This window comes from Methylophaga sp. F7 (assembly GCF_056863975.1).
This window is the reverse complement of the sequence record NZ_CM166511.1, coordinates 465,520-484,938: the sequence shown is the minus strand read 5'-3', so window position 1 is coordinate 484,938 and position 19,419 is coordinate 465,520. Positions and strand designations below refer to the sequence as shown.

Genomic DNA, 19,419 nt, shown 5'->3' with positions numbered 1-19,419 from the left:
TCTCAGCCTCAATCCCCTTAGATTTTTTTGGGCAAATCGAGATAGATGGTTCGTTCCGCACAGCTTTCTTTTTCGCCTAGTTGAGGTTTACCTGTGAGGAACAACGCTGTGGTTATGTATTTTTCGGGAGGGAGCGATTTGATTACCTGCTCTGCAAGATCAGACACATCAATCGGCTTAATGTTGTACTCCTGATGCAACTGAAGTACAGAAATGTCTCGGTTTGCCATCTAATTTTGCTTTATCGTAAAATCCACAAATTATACAGCATAATCATTAGCCAAATTCTTTCAAAGTCCTCAATAGCAATGCTGATATCGTAAAGTTAAATCATTATTCTTACTCTGCAACTTTTAAGAAATTATTATAAAGTGCAATATTAGCTTTGATTCATTTAATATCCATTCCTATTAAAGGTACTTTAGCTGTACAACGCTATTGATGAGGTAAACATCTAAACCTTAATAAACTGTTTCAAATTGATATTGTTGATACATGTCAAAATGGTTTTCATATTACATCACAAGGTTTTAATCTTGATAACATTACGGTTTAAATGGTCTATGCTCCTCCCCGCTTGATATACTGAACAACATTTTTACGCAACTCAAAGATAATTTATGATCGTTTTAGGCCTTTCCGGCGCGGTAAATCACGACGCCTCAGCTGCTTTGTATATTGATGGAAAACTGGTGGCAGCTGCTGAAGAAGAACGCTTCCTCCGTGACAAGCATGCCAAGGGAAAGATGGCTTATGAAGCCACCAGATACTGTATTGAACAAGCCGGCATCCGTCCAGATGAAATCGATATTGTCGCGTTTCCCTATGCGCAGATTGGTCTGCAATCCCCGGCTCGCTGGCATTATGCCAAACGTCACTGGTACGCACCTGACAGAGCATTAACTGCTTTATTCTCCGGTAATCGTCGTTACTGGCGTAACCACAAAAACGTGATGAAACTGCTGGATGATTTAGGCATTGATTCAAAGCGCGTCAAGTTTGTCCCGGTTGAACATCATCTGGCCCATGCCAGTAGCGCCTATCATCTAAGTGGTTTTCAGGAAAAAACTGCGATTATCGGCATTGATGGGAAAGGCGAATATGCCACGACCTTTTTTGGTTATGGCGAAAAGGGCACAATTCATAAAATCAAAGAATTCTATGACCCCGATTCACTCGGCGGTGTTTATGGCGCGATGACTGAATATCTCGGTTTTGAAATGCTTGATGGCGAGTTTAAAGTCATGGGCATGGCACCTTACGGTGATCCGAACCGTTTTGATTTTTCACGCCTGATTCATTGTGAAAATGGCGAATTCAAGGTTAATACCAAGCTGGTTAATACCGTTGGGTTTCGCCGCTATAAAAAAAATGGCAAAGGCTATTTCTTCAGCCCTGAACTCATTGAATGGTTAGGCCCGATGCGTGAAGGTGATGAAAAGGACGAACCCTATATTGATTATGCTGCCAGCATTCAGGCGTTACTTGAAAAATGCGCTCTGCATCTGATTGATTTTTACCTTGGCGATATTATTCGTGAAACCGGTAAAGTCGCTTATGCCGGCGGTGTGGCGCTCAACGTCAAACTCAATCAACGCATTATTGCCATGCCCGGTGTTAAAGAATTGTTCGTACAACCGGCTTCCAGTGATGCAGGTACAGCGATTGGTGCGGCCAGTTACGCTTCACAACAGGCCGGCGTGCCAGTTGAAAAAATGGAGCATGTTTATCTTGGCCCATCCTATACGACCCAACAATGTGTTGAAGCTTGTGAACGCTATACAAAACCCGTTAGCTGGCAATATTTGAATGATGTATGTGCCGATACGGCAAAAATTCTTGCTGATGGTAATCCGGTCGCCTGGTTCCAGGGACGTATGGAGTTTGGGCCTCGAGCCTTGGGTAATCGCAGTATATTGGGGTCACCAAATCATTCCGGTGTCGCAGATCGTATCAACGCACAGATCAAATACCGTGAACGCTGGCGTCCTTTCTGCCCGAGTATGCTGGATAAAGTGGCCCCGGAAATTCTGCAGACCGATCATCCAAGCCCGTATATGACATTTACCTTTGATGTGGCAGAAAGCTGGAAATCAAGGATTCCGGAAGTAGTCCATGAAGATGGTACCGCCCGGGCACAAATCGTGACCCGCGCAACCAATGCACGTTATTACGAACTGATCGAAGAAATGGAAAAACTGACCGGCAATGCGGTGGTATTAAATACCTCATTAAATCGCCGAGGTGAACCGATGGTTTGCAGTCCAACGGATGCGTTAAATATGTTCTTTGGTTCTGATCTGCAATATCTCGTGATGGAAGATATTCTAATCACCAAATAAGTTGCTTTGTATTTACAACTATTCGCAGAAATGATGGGGGTTGTTAATTTAACAACCCCATCTTATTTACTAAATCTAATGATCTGGTTTGCCAAGTGTAATCTTTGAGAAATCGTTGATAACCACGTTCAGCAATCTGCTGACGCTGTTCATCATGTTGCAGATAATACTCAACTTTTTGCTTGAGCTCATCCATGCCTTTAAAGGTTTCAATTTCCTGACCAATTTCAAATAATTCAGCGATTTCATCGCAATGGTCAGTTAATACAAAACACCCCATCGACATTGCTTCAAATATACGATGATTAATTCCGGTTTCTGCACCATAAAAAGGAATTCTTGTAATATTCAATACAATTTTTGAAGCACGTAGTTTTGTTTGTAGCTGCTCCCCCCAAATTGGCTTGTCAATCACTCTCTGCTGCAATTTTTCAGACATTAACGGCCATTGCCGTTGCCATCGATTTCCATAAATAGTTACTTGTTCGACAATATTTTCCAATAAAAATATACGACGTAAATCTGCACTGCCTACAAAAATCACATCTGTTTCAAATACTCTATTGGGTAGAATATTTTTTTGATTATCACCAAATGGACAGAAATAAGCATTTAACTCTTTACGTTTGAAAAATTCTGTCACTACCCTGGAAAAAGAAAATATTGCGTTATAAATTTTCAATTCTTCTACAATAAAAAAAATAAACTCCCTTCTGCTGGAATAGAGGTTGCAACTGTCAGTGTCATACAAATAAACCTCTATTCCCATTTCATCGGCAAGTTTTTTTACTTTTTGTGGTTCGAAGAATTTATATAAGAAGCCGATGATCAAAATTTTATTTGGTTTTAACTCACTAATCAGTTTCTCAAAATTATCAAAGTGGCATTTAGGCAAACAATAAAAGCCGTCTTTATCATTTTGTTTATTTCGGATTTTCGCAATCGCTGAGCGAGGTTTATACATGGTGATTTTTGGCATTTCTGCCATATCACGATATTCAGTTAAAACACCCTGACTCCGTATACTGGTCGCTAGATTTCGGCCTAAATCAATACCGCCAATACCGTCTAGCACTAATAATTTGTTACTCACATTAATCGTCATCTATTTTGAGTTAACTCGACTGAGAAGTTCTTCTAAGGCTCTCTTAACACGTCCAACACCTATGAATGGTCGCCATATTGGACCATCAAGTCCAGGCAAGACTATTTTAGGACAGATTACCTCATTATCAGACCAACCAGGTCGCCAGTGAAAATAACGGTTACGTTTACGGTAAATAGTCACCACCGGAATGCCTAGAAATGATGCCAAATGACCATTACCTGAATCATTGGCAATCACAGCGGCAGACTCGTAAATATATCCGGCTAATTTATCAATTGAATCAAATGTTAAAGTAGTAAAACGATTATTTTCCATCGATGTCCATATCGAATAATTGTTAGGAGCTATCACTATTACCGGATCAAAGCCTGATTCTTCCAGCAATTCACATAGCCTTAAAAATCGTTTTGGGCTCCAATCTTTTTTTCTGGCCATGCAGAATCTGGGCTGATGATAATACGATGCTTGTTTTTTCTGTATTTCAGGTTTTCTGGAGGTGACAGTTTTACCTCGGCGGAAACGTTTTGCAATTTCATTTTTTCACGCATGAATTCCAACGTAATTTTAACGACGGATTCATTTTTAAATTTCCGAAATTGAATTGAACCAGCGGCTTTACTGAGATGTTCGATCTGTTGGAAAACAGAAAGACTCAATCTCTGCTTTAATCTGGTGTGGTGATCATTTAACCATTCTTTGGGTAGTTTTTGACAGATTAAAGCGTAACGATCTCGAACATCCTCAATTTTTATAGGTAACGTTGAGTTTCTTATCGCTCTGGAGGGGCTCATCAATACAAGATGGAAATGATCAAAAGTGGAGTAAAAATCTTCCAGTTCTGGATAAGGTTCAATAATAAGATCTGGTAACCAGTTTTTTAGCTGGTAAGGGACGGTTCCAAATAAAGTGACTGAATAGCCATTACGTCTCAAGTTGTCAGCCATCATAGTGTAAATGAGACTGTCTCCCAAGGAGTCAAATGAAACAATTGCGATTTGAGCAGATGCTAAATTTTCCATTTGTTAATGTAATTATCTATAAGTTAGTTTTTTTCTGTTTAACTAACTCTACAATCAAATCCGCAGCACGCTGCGGCATACTGTAGAGGTCATGTGTAGCCGCATAATATAACGCATTTTGTGACAACTGTTGCAGGCGTGGTTTATCGAGCATATTGGTCAGCTGTTGGGTAAACGCTGATGTATCTTCCGGCTGATCGATACATTCGCCGCTGTTCGAGTCTTTTACATAATTGGCATAACCACAAGCACTGCTGGCCATGCTTGGCAGTCCGGCAACCATGGCTTCAAGAATCACCGTACCGGTATTTTCAGACCGCGCTGGATGTAAAAATACATCAGCCGCCAGCAACCATTTCGCTACATCATCGCGTCCACCCATAAAATGGGTTCGCTCAGCGACATCAAGCTTTTGCGCCAATTGTTCAAAAGGTTTGGCATTATCCTCACCCACCACATACAAATGTGTTTTGTCGCGTAAAGCCTGTGGTAAAGCAGCCATGGCCTCGATAGCAAAGTCAGCGCCTTTACGTTTAAAACCAGAGCCTATCATCAGCAGTAAAAAGTCGTCATCATTTAACGATAACTGTTGGCGAAATTGCTGACGTTGAATTTGCCAGTCATCGGGCCTTACCCGATCCGGATCGATACCGGGCGGCAGATCTACCAGTCTTTCAGGGGGTGTCTGATAATACTGCTCAAACAGTTTGCGCTGTACTGATGAGATCATCATTGATACGGTCTGGCTCTGGGGTCCAAAAACGGCACGCTCCCAGGCTTCATAAAACCTTACCCGGCCAAAAAACTGTTTGATGATATAACTGGGTTCTTGTCTGACCCGCGCCAGATAACAGGGATCGGCAGCGTAATACAAATCCAGTCCCGGCATTTTGTTAAAGCCAATCACCAGATCATAATTACCGGCGGCAATTAATGGCTGCGATTTATTATAAAAATCCCGTACTTTGGCATGATTGGTCAGCCCTGAAACCTTCATCGGAATTTGGTTAAAACCGGGAATCGGATCGCCTAGCCATTCAATGTAATACACATCGATTTCATCTCCGGCATCGCGGCGAATTTCCAGAATCCGCCGAAAATCACGCGCCAGGCCGCCATAGGCAAAATATTTATACAGGCATACCGCCAGCTTCATAAATGCGTTCCGTTTAACACTGTATTACTACCTTTATGCTTTGATCGCTTTGGTTAACAGGTGACGAGTTTCGCCTACCGGCCAATTGCGTAAAAATCGTTGCTGATCCTTTGTATGCAAACGCTTGAAACCGGTTTTGGTGATTTGCTGCATCGCGTCCAAATCAATCAGCCAGATTTTTTGCTGATTATCGACCAGCCAATTAGTGGCTTTTAAATCGCCATGATAAATACGATGCAGATGTAACTGCTCAAACAAATTGCTGATTTGTTGGAGCAACTCAGGTTGTTGAATTTCCGAGTCAGAAAGGTCTGCCAACGAACGACCGGCAATATGCTCGCAGATAAAATAAGCTTTATGCCGCATTCCGAAAAACCGCTGTTCGACAAAGCCAAGTGGTTGCGGTGTGGCAATGCCCAGAAACTCCAACAGATTGGCATTGTACCAGGACACATTGGCACGACTTTTACGCAGACAACGCCGTAAGAAATGCCATGGCGTTTTCATATTATAGCGTTTGATAACTACCGGTTGTCCCGCCAGTTCACTTTTAACCACGGTAGCAGAGTTACCTTTTTTCAGAGAAATTCCGTCCTGCATCACTTGATTTAACACCGTTAACGGCTGCTCTGCTAAAGAGGAAGATAAATTGGCACGCCATGCCGCCTCGAACATCAAAGATTTTCGATAACGTGTCATGGTGCAGGATCGAAACTGCTTTTTCAGATAATGCGCTTGGCGATAGTCACGAGCTTTTTTGATCTTGCCGAGTAATTGCTGCTCAACAATAGGATCCAGCACCATATTTCTCGCAGCGAAATAAGCGGGCAAGCCATTCAACAACCACTCCTGCTGCTCCAGAGGAAACTGTGCCATCAACCGTGCCAGATTATTCAGGCAGGTCGCCATTTTTAGCGTTTTTTTCGGACAAACTACCGAGGCTAAATCCAATAGATACAAAGTGTTATTGGAAAACACAAAATTATCCAGATGCGGATCCTGCTGATAGCAATGGCTTTGATGGCAACGGCCAAACAAATCAAATAAGGCCGTCAGCGGGAACACATCCTCTGATAATTCATTTAAGGTGACTGCCTTCGGTAAAAAGGTATAGACGATAAAACTGATGCCCTGCTGATCGTCGGCATGCTGCAAAATTGGTGCGACGGCAATATCAGCTTTTGTGCAATGTTGATGTGATGCCAGTTCACGTTGATATTCCTGCTGGCCTTTGCCTTGTGCAGTAAATAACTTGAGGACATATTCGCCGCTTTCATCGCTGGCATGCAGCACGATTCGCCGCCCGGCGAGAAACCGTAATACCGAATGGATTTGATAAACCACTCCGCCCAGTTCCAGCTCAACCGGAAAAGTGGCAGGTAATTCTTTTAATAAACTTTCAGCAGTCTTCATCACTATTATTCCGCCAATAACTTCTGGGCGCGGCGTTCCACCTTATGCCATAAATCAGCTTGCTCTTTCAGCAATGTCCGCAGCGGTAATCCTGAATAAATCTGCATAAACCGTAATTTGTCCCGTTTGGTCAAAGGTACTCTGGAAGCCGAAAAATACAGACTGCCCAAATCTTTTATCTGCCAGCGTTTCGGTGTTTTCTGGCGAATAGTGGCACGATGTAAATCAATCAGATACACCGGCGTGTTATCTGTAAAGGTATTATTTTCGACAAAGCGTTCATCGAGCAGAAAATGACACAGATAAAAATCACGATGATTCATGCCGTTTTTATGCATGGTGCCCGCCATATTGGCCAGCTTTCGAATCAAAGCCTGCTTGGTGGCAAAGCTTGGTGGACGCTGTTGCCACTGCTCACCAACAAATTCCAGGCTCATGGTATTGATTAAATCATCGGTGATCACAAACGAACGTAAGGTCGCCGGATTAATGCCCTTCTCGCCGTAACCGGCCAGCGTCATGGTCTCAATGCCATGTTTTTCCAGAAAATGAATCGCCTGCCATTCATTGCGCGCACTGATAATCGGTAAACGTAATTGCAGCAGATTTTTGATGATTTCCGACCAGCCGACACCTTGATGATATTTCAGAAAATACGACTGTTCATTAAGCTCGAAGCGCAAGGTCCGGCGGCCCTCTTTATCACGAAAGATTTCGCCATCAATACTGGCCACAACATCAAACACCGGCTTATCGGCCCAGACCTGGGCCAAATCTTGTCGCAAATAACAGGAATTCTTTTTCATTAAGGCCATCTAAAGGCTATGCCAAGCAGTGAGTTGTGCGAACGCGCACAGCGTTTTGTTACACTGTTTGCAGGAAACCACAAATACTACCACCAGAGCCGAAATGAGGTAAGCCGTGTCATTTAAATCCACCTTGCAACGCCACCAAAAGATGATTGAAAGCTTGTTTGAAATGGAGCCTCAATTAAATGATTTACTGGCCCTTATCAGCGACTGCGTGCTGAATGACAATAAAGTGTTGTTCTTCGGTAATGGCGGCAGTGCTTCTGATGCCCAGCATTTGGCCGCGGAATTTGTCATTCGGTATAAAGAAGATCGCAGGCCACTGGCCGCGATTGCGCTGACCACCGACACCTCAATTCTGACGGCTCACAGCAATGATTACAGTTTTGAAACCGTGTTTGATCGACAAATTCAGGCGCTTGCCAGACCCGGCGATGTGGCGATTGGCTTATCCACTTCGGGTAACAGTGCCAATGTGATTAACGGTATTAATACCGCGAAAAAAGCCGGTTGTGCAACGATTGCCTTTACCGGCCAAAGTGGCGGCCAACTTAAAGCCATTGCTGATCATTGTGTCTGCGTAGCTGATACCGAAACCGCCCGGGTTCAAGAAGGCCATATCCTGATTGGTCACTGGTTGTGTGAAGCACTGGACGAGAAACTCAGCAAAGCATGAGTCAAAAAATCATCACCGCAGATGTGGTCATTGTTGGCGCCGGCATTGCCGGATTATGGCTGCATAACCGATTGAGCCAGTTGGGTTATCACTGCCTGCTATTGGAAAATCAGAAAATTGGTCATGCCCAGACCCTTAGTGCTCAGGGCATTATTCATGGCGGCAGCAAATATGCGTTAAATGGCATTTTATCCAACGCCGCGCAAACCATCAGTGAGATGCCAGCCCGCTGGAAAGCCTGTCTGCAAGGCAACGGCGAAATCGATTTATCCAGCGTGAATGTGTTTACCGAACATCAACTGCTCTGGTCCACACAAAGCCTATCTTCCAAAATGGTGTCGTTTTTTGCCAGTAAGGCACTGCAAAGCCGGATGCAGAATATCCCCAAATCCGAACGCAGCGGCTTGTTTGCCGATGAGGGTTTTAGAGGTGCGTTATATCAGTTGGACGAACCAGTGCTGGATGTCGGCAGTTTGCTTAAAGCCTTAATCAAACCCTATGCAGCAACGATATTAAAAACGCCTGACAGCACACCGGAATGGATCAAGCAGGATGGCAATATCGCCGCTATGCGATTTGGTGATGAACTGGAAATTCAGGCGCAGCAGTTTGTGCTGACTTCCGGCGAAGGCACAGGTGAGTTGTTAGAAAGCCTGCAACTGACCAAACCCAAAATGCAGAAACGGCCTTTACAAATGTTGCTCTGCAAATCCAAAGATCCAGCCAACCCGCTACCGCAGATTTATGCGCATAGTCTTGGCAGTGGCAGTAAACCGATTGCCACCATCAGCAGCCATCCCGATAAAACCGGCAATATCGTCTGGTATCTCGGTGGCAATATCGCCGAAGAAGGTGTCGGCAAAGATCCCGCTAAATTGGTTGAAGAAGCGAGAGCTTTACTCAAACAAATACTGCCGTGGTTTAGCCTGCCGGAACTGGAATGGACCACCCATAACGTAAATCGCGCCGAACCCAAACAAAGCGGTTTTGCACGGCCGGATAGCGCCTATGTCAGCAGCCATAACAATCTGCATATTGCCTGGCCGACCAAGTTGGCGCTCTCACCCGACCTGGCAGATAAAGTTATTGAGGCACTGGCAAAACAAAATGTGCAAAAAACAGCCCATCCAGAGCAGCATATTTTGCCGTTGGCACAACTGGCCGAACCACTCTGGGATCGGGCATTTAATAAATGAAAAAGTTACCTAAAAAGAACATTCCCGGCACCGAGCTTGATGTTTCTGTGCTGGGACTCGGCACCGTCAAATTGGGTCGAGATAAAGGCGTTAAATACCCCGAATCTTTTACCATTCCCAATGATGAAGCCACCCTCGCCTTGCTGCAGCAAGCCTGGGATTTAGGCATCAATCTGATTGATACCGCCCCCGCTTACGGCAACAGTGAACAACGCCTCGGCGAATTACTGCCACAACTGCCGCATAACTGGATTATCTGCTCCAAAGCAGGTGAACAGTTTGACGCCACTACTGGTGAGTCACATTTTGATTTTTCCCGTGATGCGATTATCCGCAGCGTTGAACAAAGCCTGCAACGCCTTAATCGTGAAATGATTGATATCGTGCTGATTCACTCCGACGGCAACGATGTACCGATCATCGAACAGTATCGGGCGCTGGAAACACTCAATGAGCTAAAACAGCAAGGTCTGATTGCCGCCACCGGCATCTCTAGCAAAACCGTCGATGGCGGCCTGCTCGCCCTGCAACACTCCGATATTGTCATGGTCACCCATAACCTCGCCTATCAGGACGAACAAATCGTGATTGATACGGCCGAGCAGCTCAATAAAGCCATCTTTATCAAAAAAGCCTTTGCCAGCGGGCATTTGCCTGCCAACTCGACCAAAGACAGCGTCAGTGCCAGCTTTGAAATGATCTTTGCTAATCCAGCGGTGGCTAGTGTGGTTGTTGGGACGATTAATCCGGTGCATCTTGTGGATAATGTGGCTAAGGCTATTGCGGCGTTTGAAAGTTATTAACCACAGAGGCACAGAGGGCACGGAGGGCACGGAGGTTTTTTTGGTTATAAAGATTTATCCGCAGATTACGCAGATGGACGCAGATTATTGGAGTAGTTATGGTAGTTGGGTTGAATGCAATGAAACCCAACAAATGCAAAAAAACAATAAAAGGGAAACGTCCCCTTTTATTCCGGCAGCTTAGGGAATAAGCATAGGAGATTTTCGATAATGACAACAATAGCTTGTTGGTTTAACCGCGAAGAAAATACCAGAATTTGGATATGTGGTGATGGCAAGTTGTCGAGAAATAAAACAACGTTAGTCGAGTCTGCCGCAAAAATATTCTCTATACCTGTTTGTTGTTATGCTCCCGATTCTCAAGGTTTATTTGAAAGGTGCGTTTACTCAATAAATATCGCTATGGCGTACGCAGGATCTTCCTTAGTCGGACTCAATGTGCACGCTGCGTTGGGAGCCTGCCTATCTAGACTGAATACCATTGGCAATAACCCTCCAGCCCTTAACGAAATAGCTGAATTCGCGAGAAAAATTATGGAAACTTACGTTTCCCAACTTTCAGTCAGTGCAGGCCATGGGGCGTTGGCTGAGCTAGTGATAGGTGGCTATTGTCCTATCGAAGAAGACTTTGTTTTTTTTCATATAAAACCAGTTTTAACGAGCAACACTTGGTATTGTGAAACCCTCCACTATGGGAATAAAGATACTCCTGATGATTATGTACTGCTAATTGGCTCTGATAAAACCAGAATTCGAGAATCGATAACAAGGATTAGAGAAGGTAAGGATGGATTTTGGTGGTGGCGGGCTCCGATTGATGTTGTTATGAAAGAGACAAAAGAGTCACCCAATGATGAAATTGGTGGTCATATGCAAATGGGTATAGGAAATCAAAACGGGTTTGACCTCTACTCCATTCTTGATCAATCCAGTACCGGACCTGCGACTATGAGTTATTTGGGTTTCAATGTTTTTCACGATTTCCATCAAATCGGTGATTGTGTCGTTGGGATGCGGTGTATGTCAGTATTTAGTGCTCCTAAAAATAGTTCCGAGTCCGTATAAAATTGAAGCGTATAGTTTTCTGATTATGAGAATAAAGCTTTTATTAGTCGACATATTAGCAATGTGGTCATGGGGACGCCTCCGGCGCTACGCACCTAGCCGCCCATTACCACTAGCATTCACTGTAAAAAGAGAAAGCAAGCTCAACCCCACCTAACAAAAACACCCTAATAATCTGCGTCCATCTGTGAAATCTGCGGATAGATTTCTTTGAAACCTCTGTGGTTTATTTATCAGTGAGGAATCCCAATGAACAATCAACATCGAGCATTATATTTATCTCATGGTGGTGGGCCAATGCCGTTGCTGGGCGATAAAAGTCATGAGGAGATGGTTAGCTGCTTGAAAAATATCGCGGCATCCATAGAACGCCCATCTGCCATCATCGTTGTTAGCGCTCATTGGGAGCAAAATTCTCCGACCATTACTTCTGGTGTAAATTCTTCGCTTATCTATGATTACAACGGGTTTCCCAAAGAGTCGTATGAGATTGAATATCCCTGTCCGGGGAACCCGGCGTTATCGCAGTTAATGGCTGAAGCGTTGAGGAATGCTGGTATTGAAGCAAAACTTGATGATAGCCGGGGTTTTGATCACGGTTTGTTTGTACCGTTAAAAATCATGTATCCGGAAGCGAATATCCCCTGCGTTCAATTGTCTTTGGTCAACAGTCTCGACCCGGAGCTGCATATCAGGATGGGACAGGCTCTACAAACGTTGGGTGATCAATCGTTGCTGTTGATCGGTTCCGGGTTTTCCTTTCACAATATGCGGGCTTTTTTCACGCCTGTGACGGATGAAGCAAAAACCATGAACGAGTCATTTGAGGATTGGTTACTTGAAACTTGTTGTGATGAAAAGCTGACTGAAACTGAAAGAGAAAAAAGACTTATCAATTGGCAGTCAGCACCATTTGCACGCTATTGCCATCCAAGGGAGGAGCACTTGCTTCCCCTTCACGTCTGTTATGGATTTGCTGCAACGGCCTGTTCAAAATAATTTGAATTACAGGTGCTCAATAAAAAAGCGAGCATGTATTTATGGGCGGATTATTAACACAAAAATCCAATCTTTCTCTGTGCCCCCTGTGTCTCTGTGGTTTATTTATCTAAATGAATAATCTGCGTCCATCTGCGTAATCTGCGGATAAATATTGTTTATCTATCCTGATGAATCTTATTCACGATGGCCGTGGTGGAGCAGTTTTCGGTTAAGCCCATGACTCTGACTTCGCCACCGTAACCTTCGACGATCTCCCAGCCAACCACGCCTTTTTTATCATAGTCGCCACCTTTAACCAGGATATCCGGCTGGATTGCTCTGAGCAGATCTTCTGGGGTATCACCTTCAAAGACGGTGACCCAATCCACATCCGCCAGGCCTGCCAGTACAATCTGACGGCGATCGGCGGTGTTAATCGGACGGCCTTTGCCTTTGAGTTTGGTGACCGATTCATCACTGTTAATGGCGACAATTAATCTATCGCCCTGAGCACGCGCCTGATGCAGATAACTGACATGACCGGCATGCAGAATATCGAAACAGCCATTGGTAAAGACGATTTTCTCGCCACGTTTTTTGGCTTGATCAACGGCGATTTTTAATTGCTCGACTGTCACTGCCCCGGCAAAGGAATGATCGCTTTGATGGGTGCCCTGATGGCGTTGGTATTCGGCAAACAATTCAGGTTCGCTGACAGTCGAGGTACCCAGTTTGCTGACCACAATACTGGCGGCGACATTAGCTAAAGTCACGGCTTGTTGCAACGATTGTCCAGCTGCCAGTGCGGCTGCCAGTGTGGCAATCACAGTATCCCCAGCTCCGGTGACATCTGCGACCTCTTTGGCAATGGCCGGTAAATGGAACTCGGCATTGTCATTAGTGATCAGCGACATGCCCTGTTCACTGCGGGTGATCAATACGGCCTTAATATCGTAGTCAGCAATCAGTTTTTTGGCTTTTTCGATCAAGTCAGCTTCTGACTGAATTTCGCCCGCCACCGTTTCAAATTCGGTGAGATTAGGCGTGATTAAATCCGCGCCACGGTATTTACTGAAATCATTACCTTTTGGATCGACCAGCACGGTCATGGAATTGGCTTTGGCCAGCTTAATCCACTGTTGTGGATCATGCAGCGTGCCCTTGTCGTAATCCGACAAAACCATCACACCACCGTTGACCAGTAATGAGGTGACTTTTTCAGTCATCCCAACTGCGCTTTCCGCGGTAAAGCGGCTTTCAAAATCCATCCTTAACAGTTGCTGATGCGCACTGATAATGCGGGATTTAATGATGGTAGGATGGTTGGCCGTTTGATGAAAAGCACATTCAATGCTGACAGACCCCAGTCGCTGTTGTAACACCTGCGCGGCTTCGTCCTGACCGGTAATGCCGGACAAACTGCATTTGGCCCCAAGGGAAGCAATATTCATCGCAACATTGGCGGCACCACCCGGAATATCTTCCAATCGTTCAACGTTCACTACCGGCACCGGCGCTTCAGGTGAGATGCGTTTGGTTTTGCCGAAATAGAAGCGATCCAGCATCAAATCGCCTATTACGACGACATTGGCCTGCCGAAAATCCGGGAATGCATTTTTCATAACGTTTGATTTATTGATTTGAGAAAGCGGTTATTGTGCGGCTAAAAGCGGTTGCAGTCCATGCCAAACCATTTCTGGCGTCATTTCAGTCATGCAGACAGGTTCGCCATTGCGTGAGGCGGGTAATGGACATTTGCGTTTATAGCATGGGGCGCAGTTAAATTCGCTGACCAGATGCTGCTGATGTTTGCCATAAGTGCCAATCAACGCTGTGTCTGTCGCACCGTATAAGGTTAATGCTGGTGTTCCGGCTACGGCTGCAAGGTGAGCTAATCCGGTATCACTGCATACGGCACCTGCCGCGTGGTGCATTATTGCCGCGATATCGTTCAGGCCTAATCGCGGTAACGCAAATGCCATTGGATCGACTGAGGCGATCTGCTGAGCACGCAGATATTCTTCATTATTGCCGCAAGGCAAAAGCACCGCGTAGCCTTCAGCTCGCGCCTGAAACACCAGTTGTTGCCAGAAATTAATCGGCCAGAGCTTGGTCAGCCAGCTGGCATTATGTACAAACATCAAATAACGATCAGGTAAGGCAAACTCAAGTTCCGGTAACGGATATTTACTGAAATTCGCCGCATATTTAGCAGGTGTTTTGGGGAGTGAATAATCCAGCGCCTGTGACAGGATCTGCCGCATCCGATCCACGGCATGTTGCTGTGGATTGACCGTTATCGGATATTGATAAGCCATATGAGCCGGGCGTTCACGACAGGATTGTTTATCCAGACCATATACAGGGCCACGCCGTAACTTACTGACCAGCGCACTTTTCAGATTATTCTGCATATCAACAACTGCATCGTAATCATCGAGATTAAGTTCACGATAAAACTGGCGTAATTCACCACCGGTCAGGGTTTGCCAGGCGGATTTCTTCCAGCGTCTATGCGATGTAGTAATCACTTTACGAACATTGGGATGCCATTTAGGCACTTCGGCAAAGGCTTCATCCACAACCCAGTCAAACTCAATGCCGGGAAAGGCTTTTACCGCATCGCTCAGCGCCGGTAACGCATGCATTAAATCGCCCATCGAGGTGAGCTTGATGATTAATACTTTCATATACGGAAAAACGCCTGATGAAATAACATCAAGCGTTTTGCAAAGTATTTAAAGACAATGGCTTATGACGATGCTGCTGCAGGATGTTCAGAAATGCATCAGGATTTTTAATCTGCGTCATTTCACCTTCACGTGGGAAAAGCTGATCCTGCAAACGCGAAAGCCAGAAACGTAATGCCGCAGCACGGCACACCAGATTCCAGTTGGACTGTTCGGCCTCATTAAGTTGACGACGTTGCAGATAAGCGTTCATCAACCTCTGGTAACGCTCGTTATCAATCAAGCCTTGTTCGTTAACACACCAGTCATTGACCACTACGGCCAGGTCATAAATCAAAAATTCATCGCAGGCATAGTAAAAATCAATAATGCCCTGCAGTTCATTGTCGACGAACAAGGCGTTGTCACGGAATAAATCGGAATGTGTGACACCCCACGGTAAATCCAAATCACTGTAATGTTGCTGAAAATCCAGTTCGGCTTTGAGCATGTCGGCCTGCTCGTCAGACATATGTGGTAACAAGGTTTCAGCCATGGATTCGCGCCAGTCGGCCCCGCGTTGCGTTGCCCGGCGGTGTTTAAACTTCTGCCCCACCAGATGCATTTGCGCCAGCATATCGCCGATGGCTTCGCATTGGCCCAGTGTGGCAAGTTCATCAACTGTATGTCCCGCCAGACGCATAACAAGCGCCGCTGGACGACCGCATAAGGACTTGAGGTAATTCCCCTGTTTATCTTCAGCGGGATGCGCAGAGGGAATGCCATGTTTGAAGAAAAACGTCATGACTTCCAGGAAATAATCCAATTCGGCAAACTCATGCTGTTCGAACAGAGTAAGCACAAACTCGCCCTGGTCAGTGGTCACAAAATAATTAGTATTTTCGATTCCAGCAGAAATGCCCTGATAATCAATCAGATTACCAACGGCATAGTCGCCGAGGAACGCCATTAAGTCATCGCGCCCGACTTCGGTATAAACAGACATGAAAATCTCAGTTAACGGGAGTTTTTGTTACCATTCCAACAGGATCCAGTTCGGCACTTCGGGATTGGCAAGGTTATGTTTTTGGGTTTCAAGTGAACCATCGCCATCAGTATCCATCAGGTAGTAGGATGGGCCGATATCCGGGGTGATTTTGATCATGTAAAGTTGACCGTTGACGCGGTACTCTTCAATGGTGCGATCTTCTTCCTGGATAATGGTGATTTCAGGTTCAATGCTTTCGCCATCCTGTAACGTAGGCGGCACAACAGGCGGTTCAGATAAATCAGGACCCGCAGCCCCAGCCCAGGCACTTCCTGTGAACATTGCGCTGATTGCGCATACAATGGCGAACGGTTTTAACATGACTTGGCTCCACTAATTTCCGATAAAGATAGCATTTCCGCTACGATGATAAAAGCAATCTGTTTGCCACTAATTTCAGGCCTTGTGAACTATGACTCAAACTGCACCACTTATACTTGTTGATGGCTCTTCCTACCTGTATCGCGCTTATCATGCGATGCCGCCACTGACCAACAGCGATGGCGAATCCACTGGCACCATTTATGGCGTCATTAATATGCTGCGTAAATTGATCCGTGACTATCAACCTGAACATATGGCCGTGGTATTTGATGCCAAGGGCAAAACCTTCCGTAATGATCTGTATGCCGAGTATAAAGCCACCCGCCCGCCAATGCCGGACGATTTACGCGAACAGATTGCGCCAATCCATGAAATTGTTAAAGCCATGGGCTTGCCGCTGCTCTGCATTGATAACGTTGAAGCCGATGATGTGATTGGCACACTGGCCAAACAGGCCACTGCAGCCGGAATTGAAACCGTGATTTCTACCGGCGACAAAGATATGGCGCAGCTGGTCAGCGAGCATGTCACGCTGGTCAACACCATGAATAACACTAAAACCGATATTGCCGCGGTGCAGGAAAAATTTGGTCTGACCCCGCAGCAAATTGTCGATTATCTGGCGCTGATGGGTGACAAAGTGGATAACATCCCTGGCGTTGATAGTGTCGGTCCCAAAACTGCAACTAAACTGCTGCAACAATATGGCAGTTTACAGGGCGTTATCGAACATGCTGATGAAGTAAAAGGCAAGCTGGGTGAGAAGCTTCGAGCAGCGATAGATGACTTACCACTCTCCTATCAGCTGGCGACCATCAAGATGGATGTCGAGCTGGACTTCACCCCGGAAACGCTGGATATGCAGGCGGCGGATAATCAAAAACTGGCAGAGCTTTATCGTCGGTACGAATTCAAAAGCTGGCTACAGGAATTAGATTCTGCGCCTGCTGCTGCGGCTTCAACAAAAACGGATGAACCAGCCACCAGCAATGAAACCCATTACGAAACCATCTTGACTCAGCAGCAGCTGGATAGCTGGATGGATAAACTCAAAAAAGCTGAACTGTTTGCCTTTGATACCGAAACCACCAGCCTCAATTATCTACAGGCTCGGATTGTTGGTATGTCATTTGCCATTAAAGCGGGTGAAGCTGCTTATCTGCCGCTGGCGCATGATTATCCGGGCGCACCGGATCAGCTGGATTTTGATGCCACGCTGGCTCTGATGAAACCATTACTGGAAGATCCCAAGGCCCTGAAAGTCGGTCAGAACCTGAAATACGATCGGCATATTCTGCTGAATCATGGCATTGATTTGCAGGGCATTGCCCATGACACCATGTTGCAATCGTATGTGCTGGATAGCACGGCAACCCGCCATGATATGGATTCGCTGGCCGAAAAATATCTGAATCGCAGCACCATTCATTTTGAAGACATTGCCGGTAAAGGCAAAAAGCAACTGACCTTCAATGAAATAGGCTTGGAAGAAGCCTCGCCTTATGCTTGTGAAGATGCCGATATCACATTGCAGTTACATCATATTCTATGGCCAAAAATTCAGGCGATCCCCTCTTTAGAAACGGTTTATCGTGAATTGGAAATGCCGTTGCTGCCGGTGCTGAACACGCTGGAACGCAATGGCGTGCATATCGATATCTTTATGCTGCAGCAGCAAAGCGACGCATTAGCGCATGATATTGACCGGCTGGAAAAACAAGCTCATGAATCTGCCGGGACCAAATTCAATCTGGGTTCACCAAAGCAGCTACAGGAAATTCTTTACGACCAGCAACAATTGCCGGTTCGCAAAAAAACACCTAAAGGCCAGCCATCAACTGCAGAAAATGTACTGCAGGAACTGGCAGATGATGGCTATGAACTGCCGCAAATCATTATGCAATATCGCAGCTTAAGTAAGCTGAAATCCACCTACACCGACAAACTGCCACAGCAGGTCAATCAACAAACCGGACGTGTGCACACCTCCTATCATCAGGCGGTCACTGCCACCGGCCGGTTATCGTCTTCCGATCCGAATTTGCAGAATATTCCGATCCGTACTGAAACCGGACGCAAGATTCGTGAAGCCTTTGTCGCAGGAAAAGGGGCCAAGATCCTGGCAGCCGATTATTCACAAATTGAACTACGCATCATGGCGCATCTATCCGGTGATAAAAGCCTGTTGACTGCGTTTGCCGAAGGTGAAGATATTCATCGCCATACCGCTTCTGAAATCTTTGGCGTAGAGCCAGAAAACGTCACCGGCGATCAACGCCGCAGTGCCAAAGCCATCAACTTTGGTTTGATTTATGGCATGTCCGCCCACGGACTTTCCAAACAACTCGGCATCGAACGTCATCAAGCCGCCAAATACATGGAAACCTATTTCGAACGCTATCCCGGCGTCAGAAAATACATGGACAATACCCGCGAACAGGCCAAAAAAGATGGTTACGTCGAAACTATTTTCGGCCGACGTTTATACCTGCCGGAAATCAACTCCAGCAACGGTCTACGTCGCCAGTACGCTGAACGCACCGCGATTAATGCCCCGATGCAAGGCAGCGCCGCGGACATTATCAAACGCGCAATGATTTCGATTCATGACTGGCTGCTTGAAGCCGATACTGGCATACGTATGATTATGCAGGTACATGATGAATTGGTATTTGAAGTGCCCGAAGATCAGCTTGATTTGGCGAAAACTGAAATTGAGCAATTTATGATCAAAGCTGCAGAACTGGCTGTGCCGTTAGAAGTGGGTATTGGGGTTGGGGATAATTGGGAACAGGCACACTAACGGGGTA

At 45.6% G+C, this 19,419-nt stretch carries 18 protein-coding genes; 7 read left to right on the top strand and 11 right to left on the bottom strand.

The window, feature by feature from the left end; translation table 11 throughout:
• Positions 1 to 17: 17 nt before the first annotated feature.
• Positions 18 to 230 (bottom strand): hypothetical protein, encoded by a 213-nt coding sequence (locus AC08OG_RS02460; protein ID WP_482930013.1) that lies wholly within the window; start codon positions 228 to 230, stop codon positions 18 to 20.
• 390 nt (positions 231 to 620) lie between these two features.
• Here AC08OG_RS02460 and AC08OG_RS02455 point away from each other — a divergent pair, with 390 nt between their 5' ends.
• Positions 621 to 2,342 (top strand): carbamoyltransferase family protein, encoded by a 1,722-nt coding sequence (locus AC08OG_RS02455; RefSeq protein ID WP_482930012.1) that lies wholly within the window; start codon positions 621 to 623, stop codon positions 2,340 to 2,342.
• 43 nt (positions 2,343 to 2,385) lie between these two features.
• Here AC08OG_RS02455 and AC08OG_RS02450 read toward each other — a convergent pair whose 3' ends face one another.
• The 6 genes from AC08OG_RS02450 to rfaP are packed head-to-tail and all read right to left on the bottom strand — an operon-like array spanning position 2,386 to position 7,844.
• Entirely contained in the window at positions 2,386 to 3,435 is a 1,050-nt protein-coding gene (locus AC08OG_RS02450) for a CgeB family protein (RefSeq protein ID WP_482930011.1), read from the bottom strand.
• 12 nt (positions 3,436 to 3,447) lie between these two features.
• On the bottom strand, positions 3,448 to 3,885 hold the full coding sequence (locus tag AC08OG_RS02445; protein WP_482930010.1) for a glycosyltransferase family 9 protein: 438 nt from the start codon (positions 3,883 to 3,885) through the stop codon (positions 3,448 to 3,450).
• Positions 3,846 to 4,469 (bottom strand): hypothetical protein, encoded by a 624-nt coding sequence (locus AC08OG_RS02440; protein WP_482930009.1) that lies wholly within the window; start codon positions 4,467 to 4,469, stop codon positions 3,846 to 3,848. The genes AC08OG_RS02445 and AC08OG_RS02440 overlap by 40 nt, the downstream gene beginning before the upstream one ends.
• 16 nt (positions 4,470 to 4,485) lie before the next feature.
• On the bottom strand, positions 4,486 to 5,625 hold the full coding sequence (locus AC08OG_RS02435) for a glycosyltransferase family 4 protein (protein WP_482930008.1): 1,140 nt from the start codon (positions 5,623 to 5,625) through the stop codon (positions 4,486 to 4,488).
• 33 nt (positions 5,626 to 5,658) lie between these two features.
• A complete protein-coding gene (locus AC08OG_RS02430; protein WP_482930007.1) occupies positions 5,659 to 7,038 on the bottom strand; it encodes a lipopolysaccharide kinase InaA family protein in 1,380 nt (459 codons plus the stop codon).
• Between the two features lie 5 nt (positions 7,039 to 7,043).
• Positions 7,044 to 7,844, bottom strand: coding sequence for a lipopolysaccharide core heptose(I) kinase RfaP (gene rfaP, locus AC08OG_RS02425; protein WP_482930006.1), 801 nt, complete (start codon positions 7,842 to 7,844; stop codon positions 7,044 to 7,046).
• A 115-nt stretch (positions 7,845 to 7,959) separates the two neighbouring features.
• Here rfaP and AC08OG_RS02420 point away from each other — a divergent pair, with 115 nt between their 5' ends.
• The 5 genes from AC08OG_RS02420 (at position 7,960) to AC08OG_RS02400 (ending at position 12,586) form a co-directional block, all read left to right on the top strand.
• The gene (locus AC08OG_RS02420) at positions 7,960 to 8,523 is read left to right on the top strand and encodes a D-sedoheptulose-7-phosphate isomerase (RefSeq protein WP_292479146.1); all 564 of its coding nucleotides are present in this window, start codon (positions 7,960 to 7,962) and stop codon (positions 8,521 to 8,523) included.
• Entirely contained in the window at positions 8,520 to 9,719 is a 1,200-nt protein-coding gene (locus AC08OG_RS02415) for an FAD-dependent oxidoreductase (protein WP_482930005.1), read from the top strand. Before AC08OG_RS02420 ends, AC08OG_RS02415 begins: the two co-directional genes overlap by 4 nt.
• Positions 9,716 to 10,522, top strand: a complete 807-nt coding sequence (locus tag AC08OG_RS02410) for an aldo/keto reductase (RefSeq protein WP_482930004.1) — start codon at positions 9,716 to 9,718, stop codon at positions 10,520 to 10,522. The genes AC08OG_RS02415 and AC08OG_RS02410 overlap by 4 nt, the downstream gene beginning before the upstream one ends.
• 210 nt (positions 10,523 to 10,732) lie before the next feature.
• The gene (locus tag AC08OG_RS02405) at positions 10,733 to 11,587 is read left to right on the top strand and encodes a hypothetical protein (RefSeq protein WP_482930003.1); all 855 of its coding nucleotides are present in this window, start codon (positions 10,733 to 10,735) and stop codon (positions 11,585 to 11,587) included.
• Positions 11,588 to 11,836: 249 nt separating this feature from the next.
• On the top strand, positions 11,837 to 12,586 hold the full coding sequence (locus AC08OG_RS02400) for a DODA-type extradiol aromatic ring-opening family dioxygenase (RefSeq protein WP_482930002.1): 750 nt from the start codon (positions 11,837 to 11,839) through the stop codon (positions 12,584 to 12,586).
• Positions 12,587 to 12,744: 158 nt separating this feature from the next.
• Here the strand turns inward: AC08OG_RS02400 and hldE are convergent, their stop codons facing one another.
• The 4 genes from hldE to AC08OG_RS02380 are packed head-to-tail and all read right to left on the bottom strand — an operon-like array spanning position 12,745 to position 16,606.
• Positions 12,745 to 14,190, bottom strand: coding sequence for a bifunctional D-glycero-beta-D-manno-heptose-7-phosphate kinase/D-glycero-beta-D-manno-heptose 1-phosphate adenylyltransferase HldE (gene hldE / locus AC08OG_RS02395; RefSeq protein WP_482930001.1), 1,446 nt, complete (start codon positions 14,188 to 14,190; stop codon positions 12,745 to 12,747).
• Between the two features lie 30 nt (positions 14,191 to 14,220).
• Complete coding sequence (waaC, locus tag AC08OG_RS02390; RefSeq protein WP_482930000.1) at positions 14,221 to 15,258, bottom strand: lipopolysaccharide heptosyltransferase I; 1,038 nt, start codon at positions 15,256 to 15,258, stop codon at positions 14,221 to 14,223.
• Between the two features lie 28 nt (positions 15,259 to 15,286).
• Positions 15,287 to 16,243 carry a homoserine kinase gene (locus AC08OG_RS02385; RefSeq protein WP_482929999.1) on the bottom strand — a complete coding sequence of 319 codons (957 nt, stop codon included), beginning with the start codon at positions 16,241 to 16,243 and terminating at the stop codon, positions 15,287 to 15,289.
• A gap of 27 nt (positions 16,244 to 16,270) precedes the next feature.
• The gene (locus tag AC08OG_RS02380) at positions 16,271 to 16,606 is read right to left on the bottom strand and encodes a DUF2782 domain-containing protein (RefSeq protein WP_292401047.1); all 336 of its coding nucleotides are present in this window, start codon (positions 16,604 to 16,606) and stop codon (positions 16,271 to 16,273) included.
• Between the two features lie 91 nt (positions 16,607 to 16,697).
• Between AC08OG_RS02380 and polA the strand changes: the two genes are divergently transcribed.
• Positions 16,698 to 19,412, top strand: coding sequence for a DNA polymerase I (polA, locus tag AC08OG_RS02375; RefSeq protein WP_482929998.1), 2,715 nt, complete (start codon positions 16,698 to 16,700; stop codon positions 19,410 to 19,412).
• Positions 19,413 to 19,419: the final 7 nt, after the last annotated feature.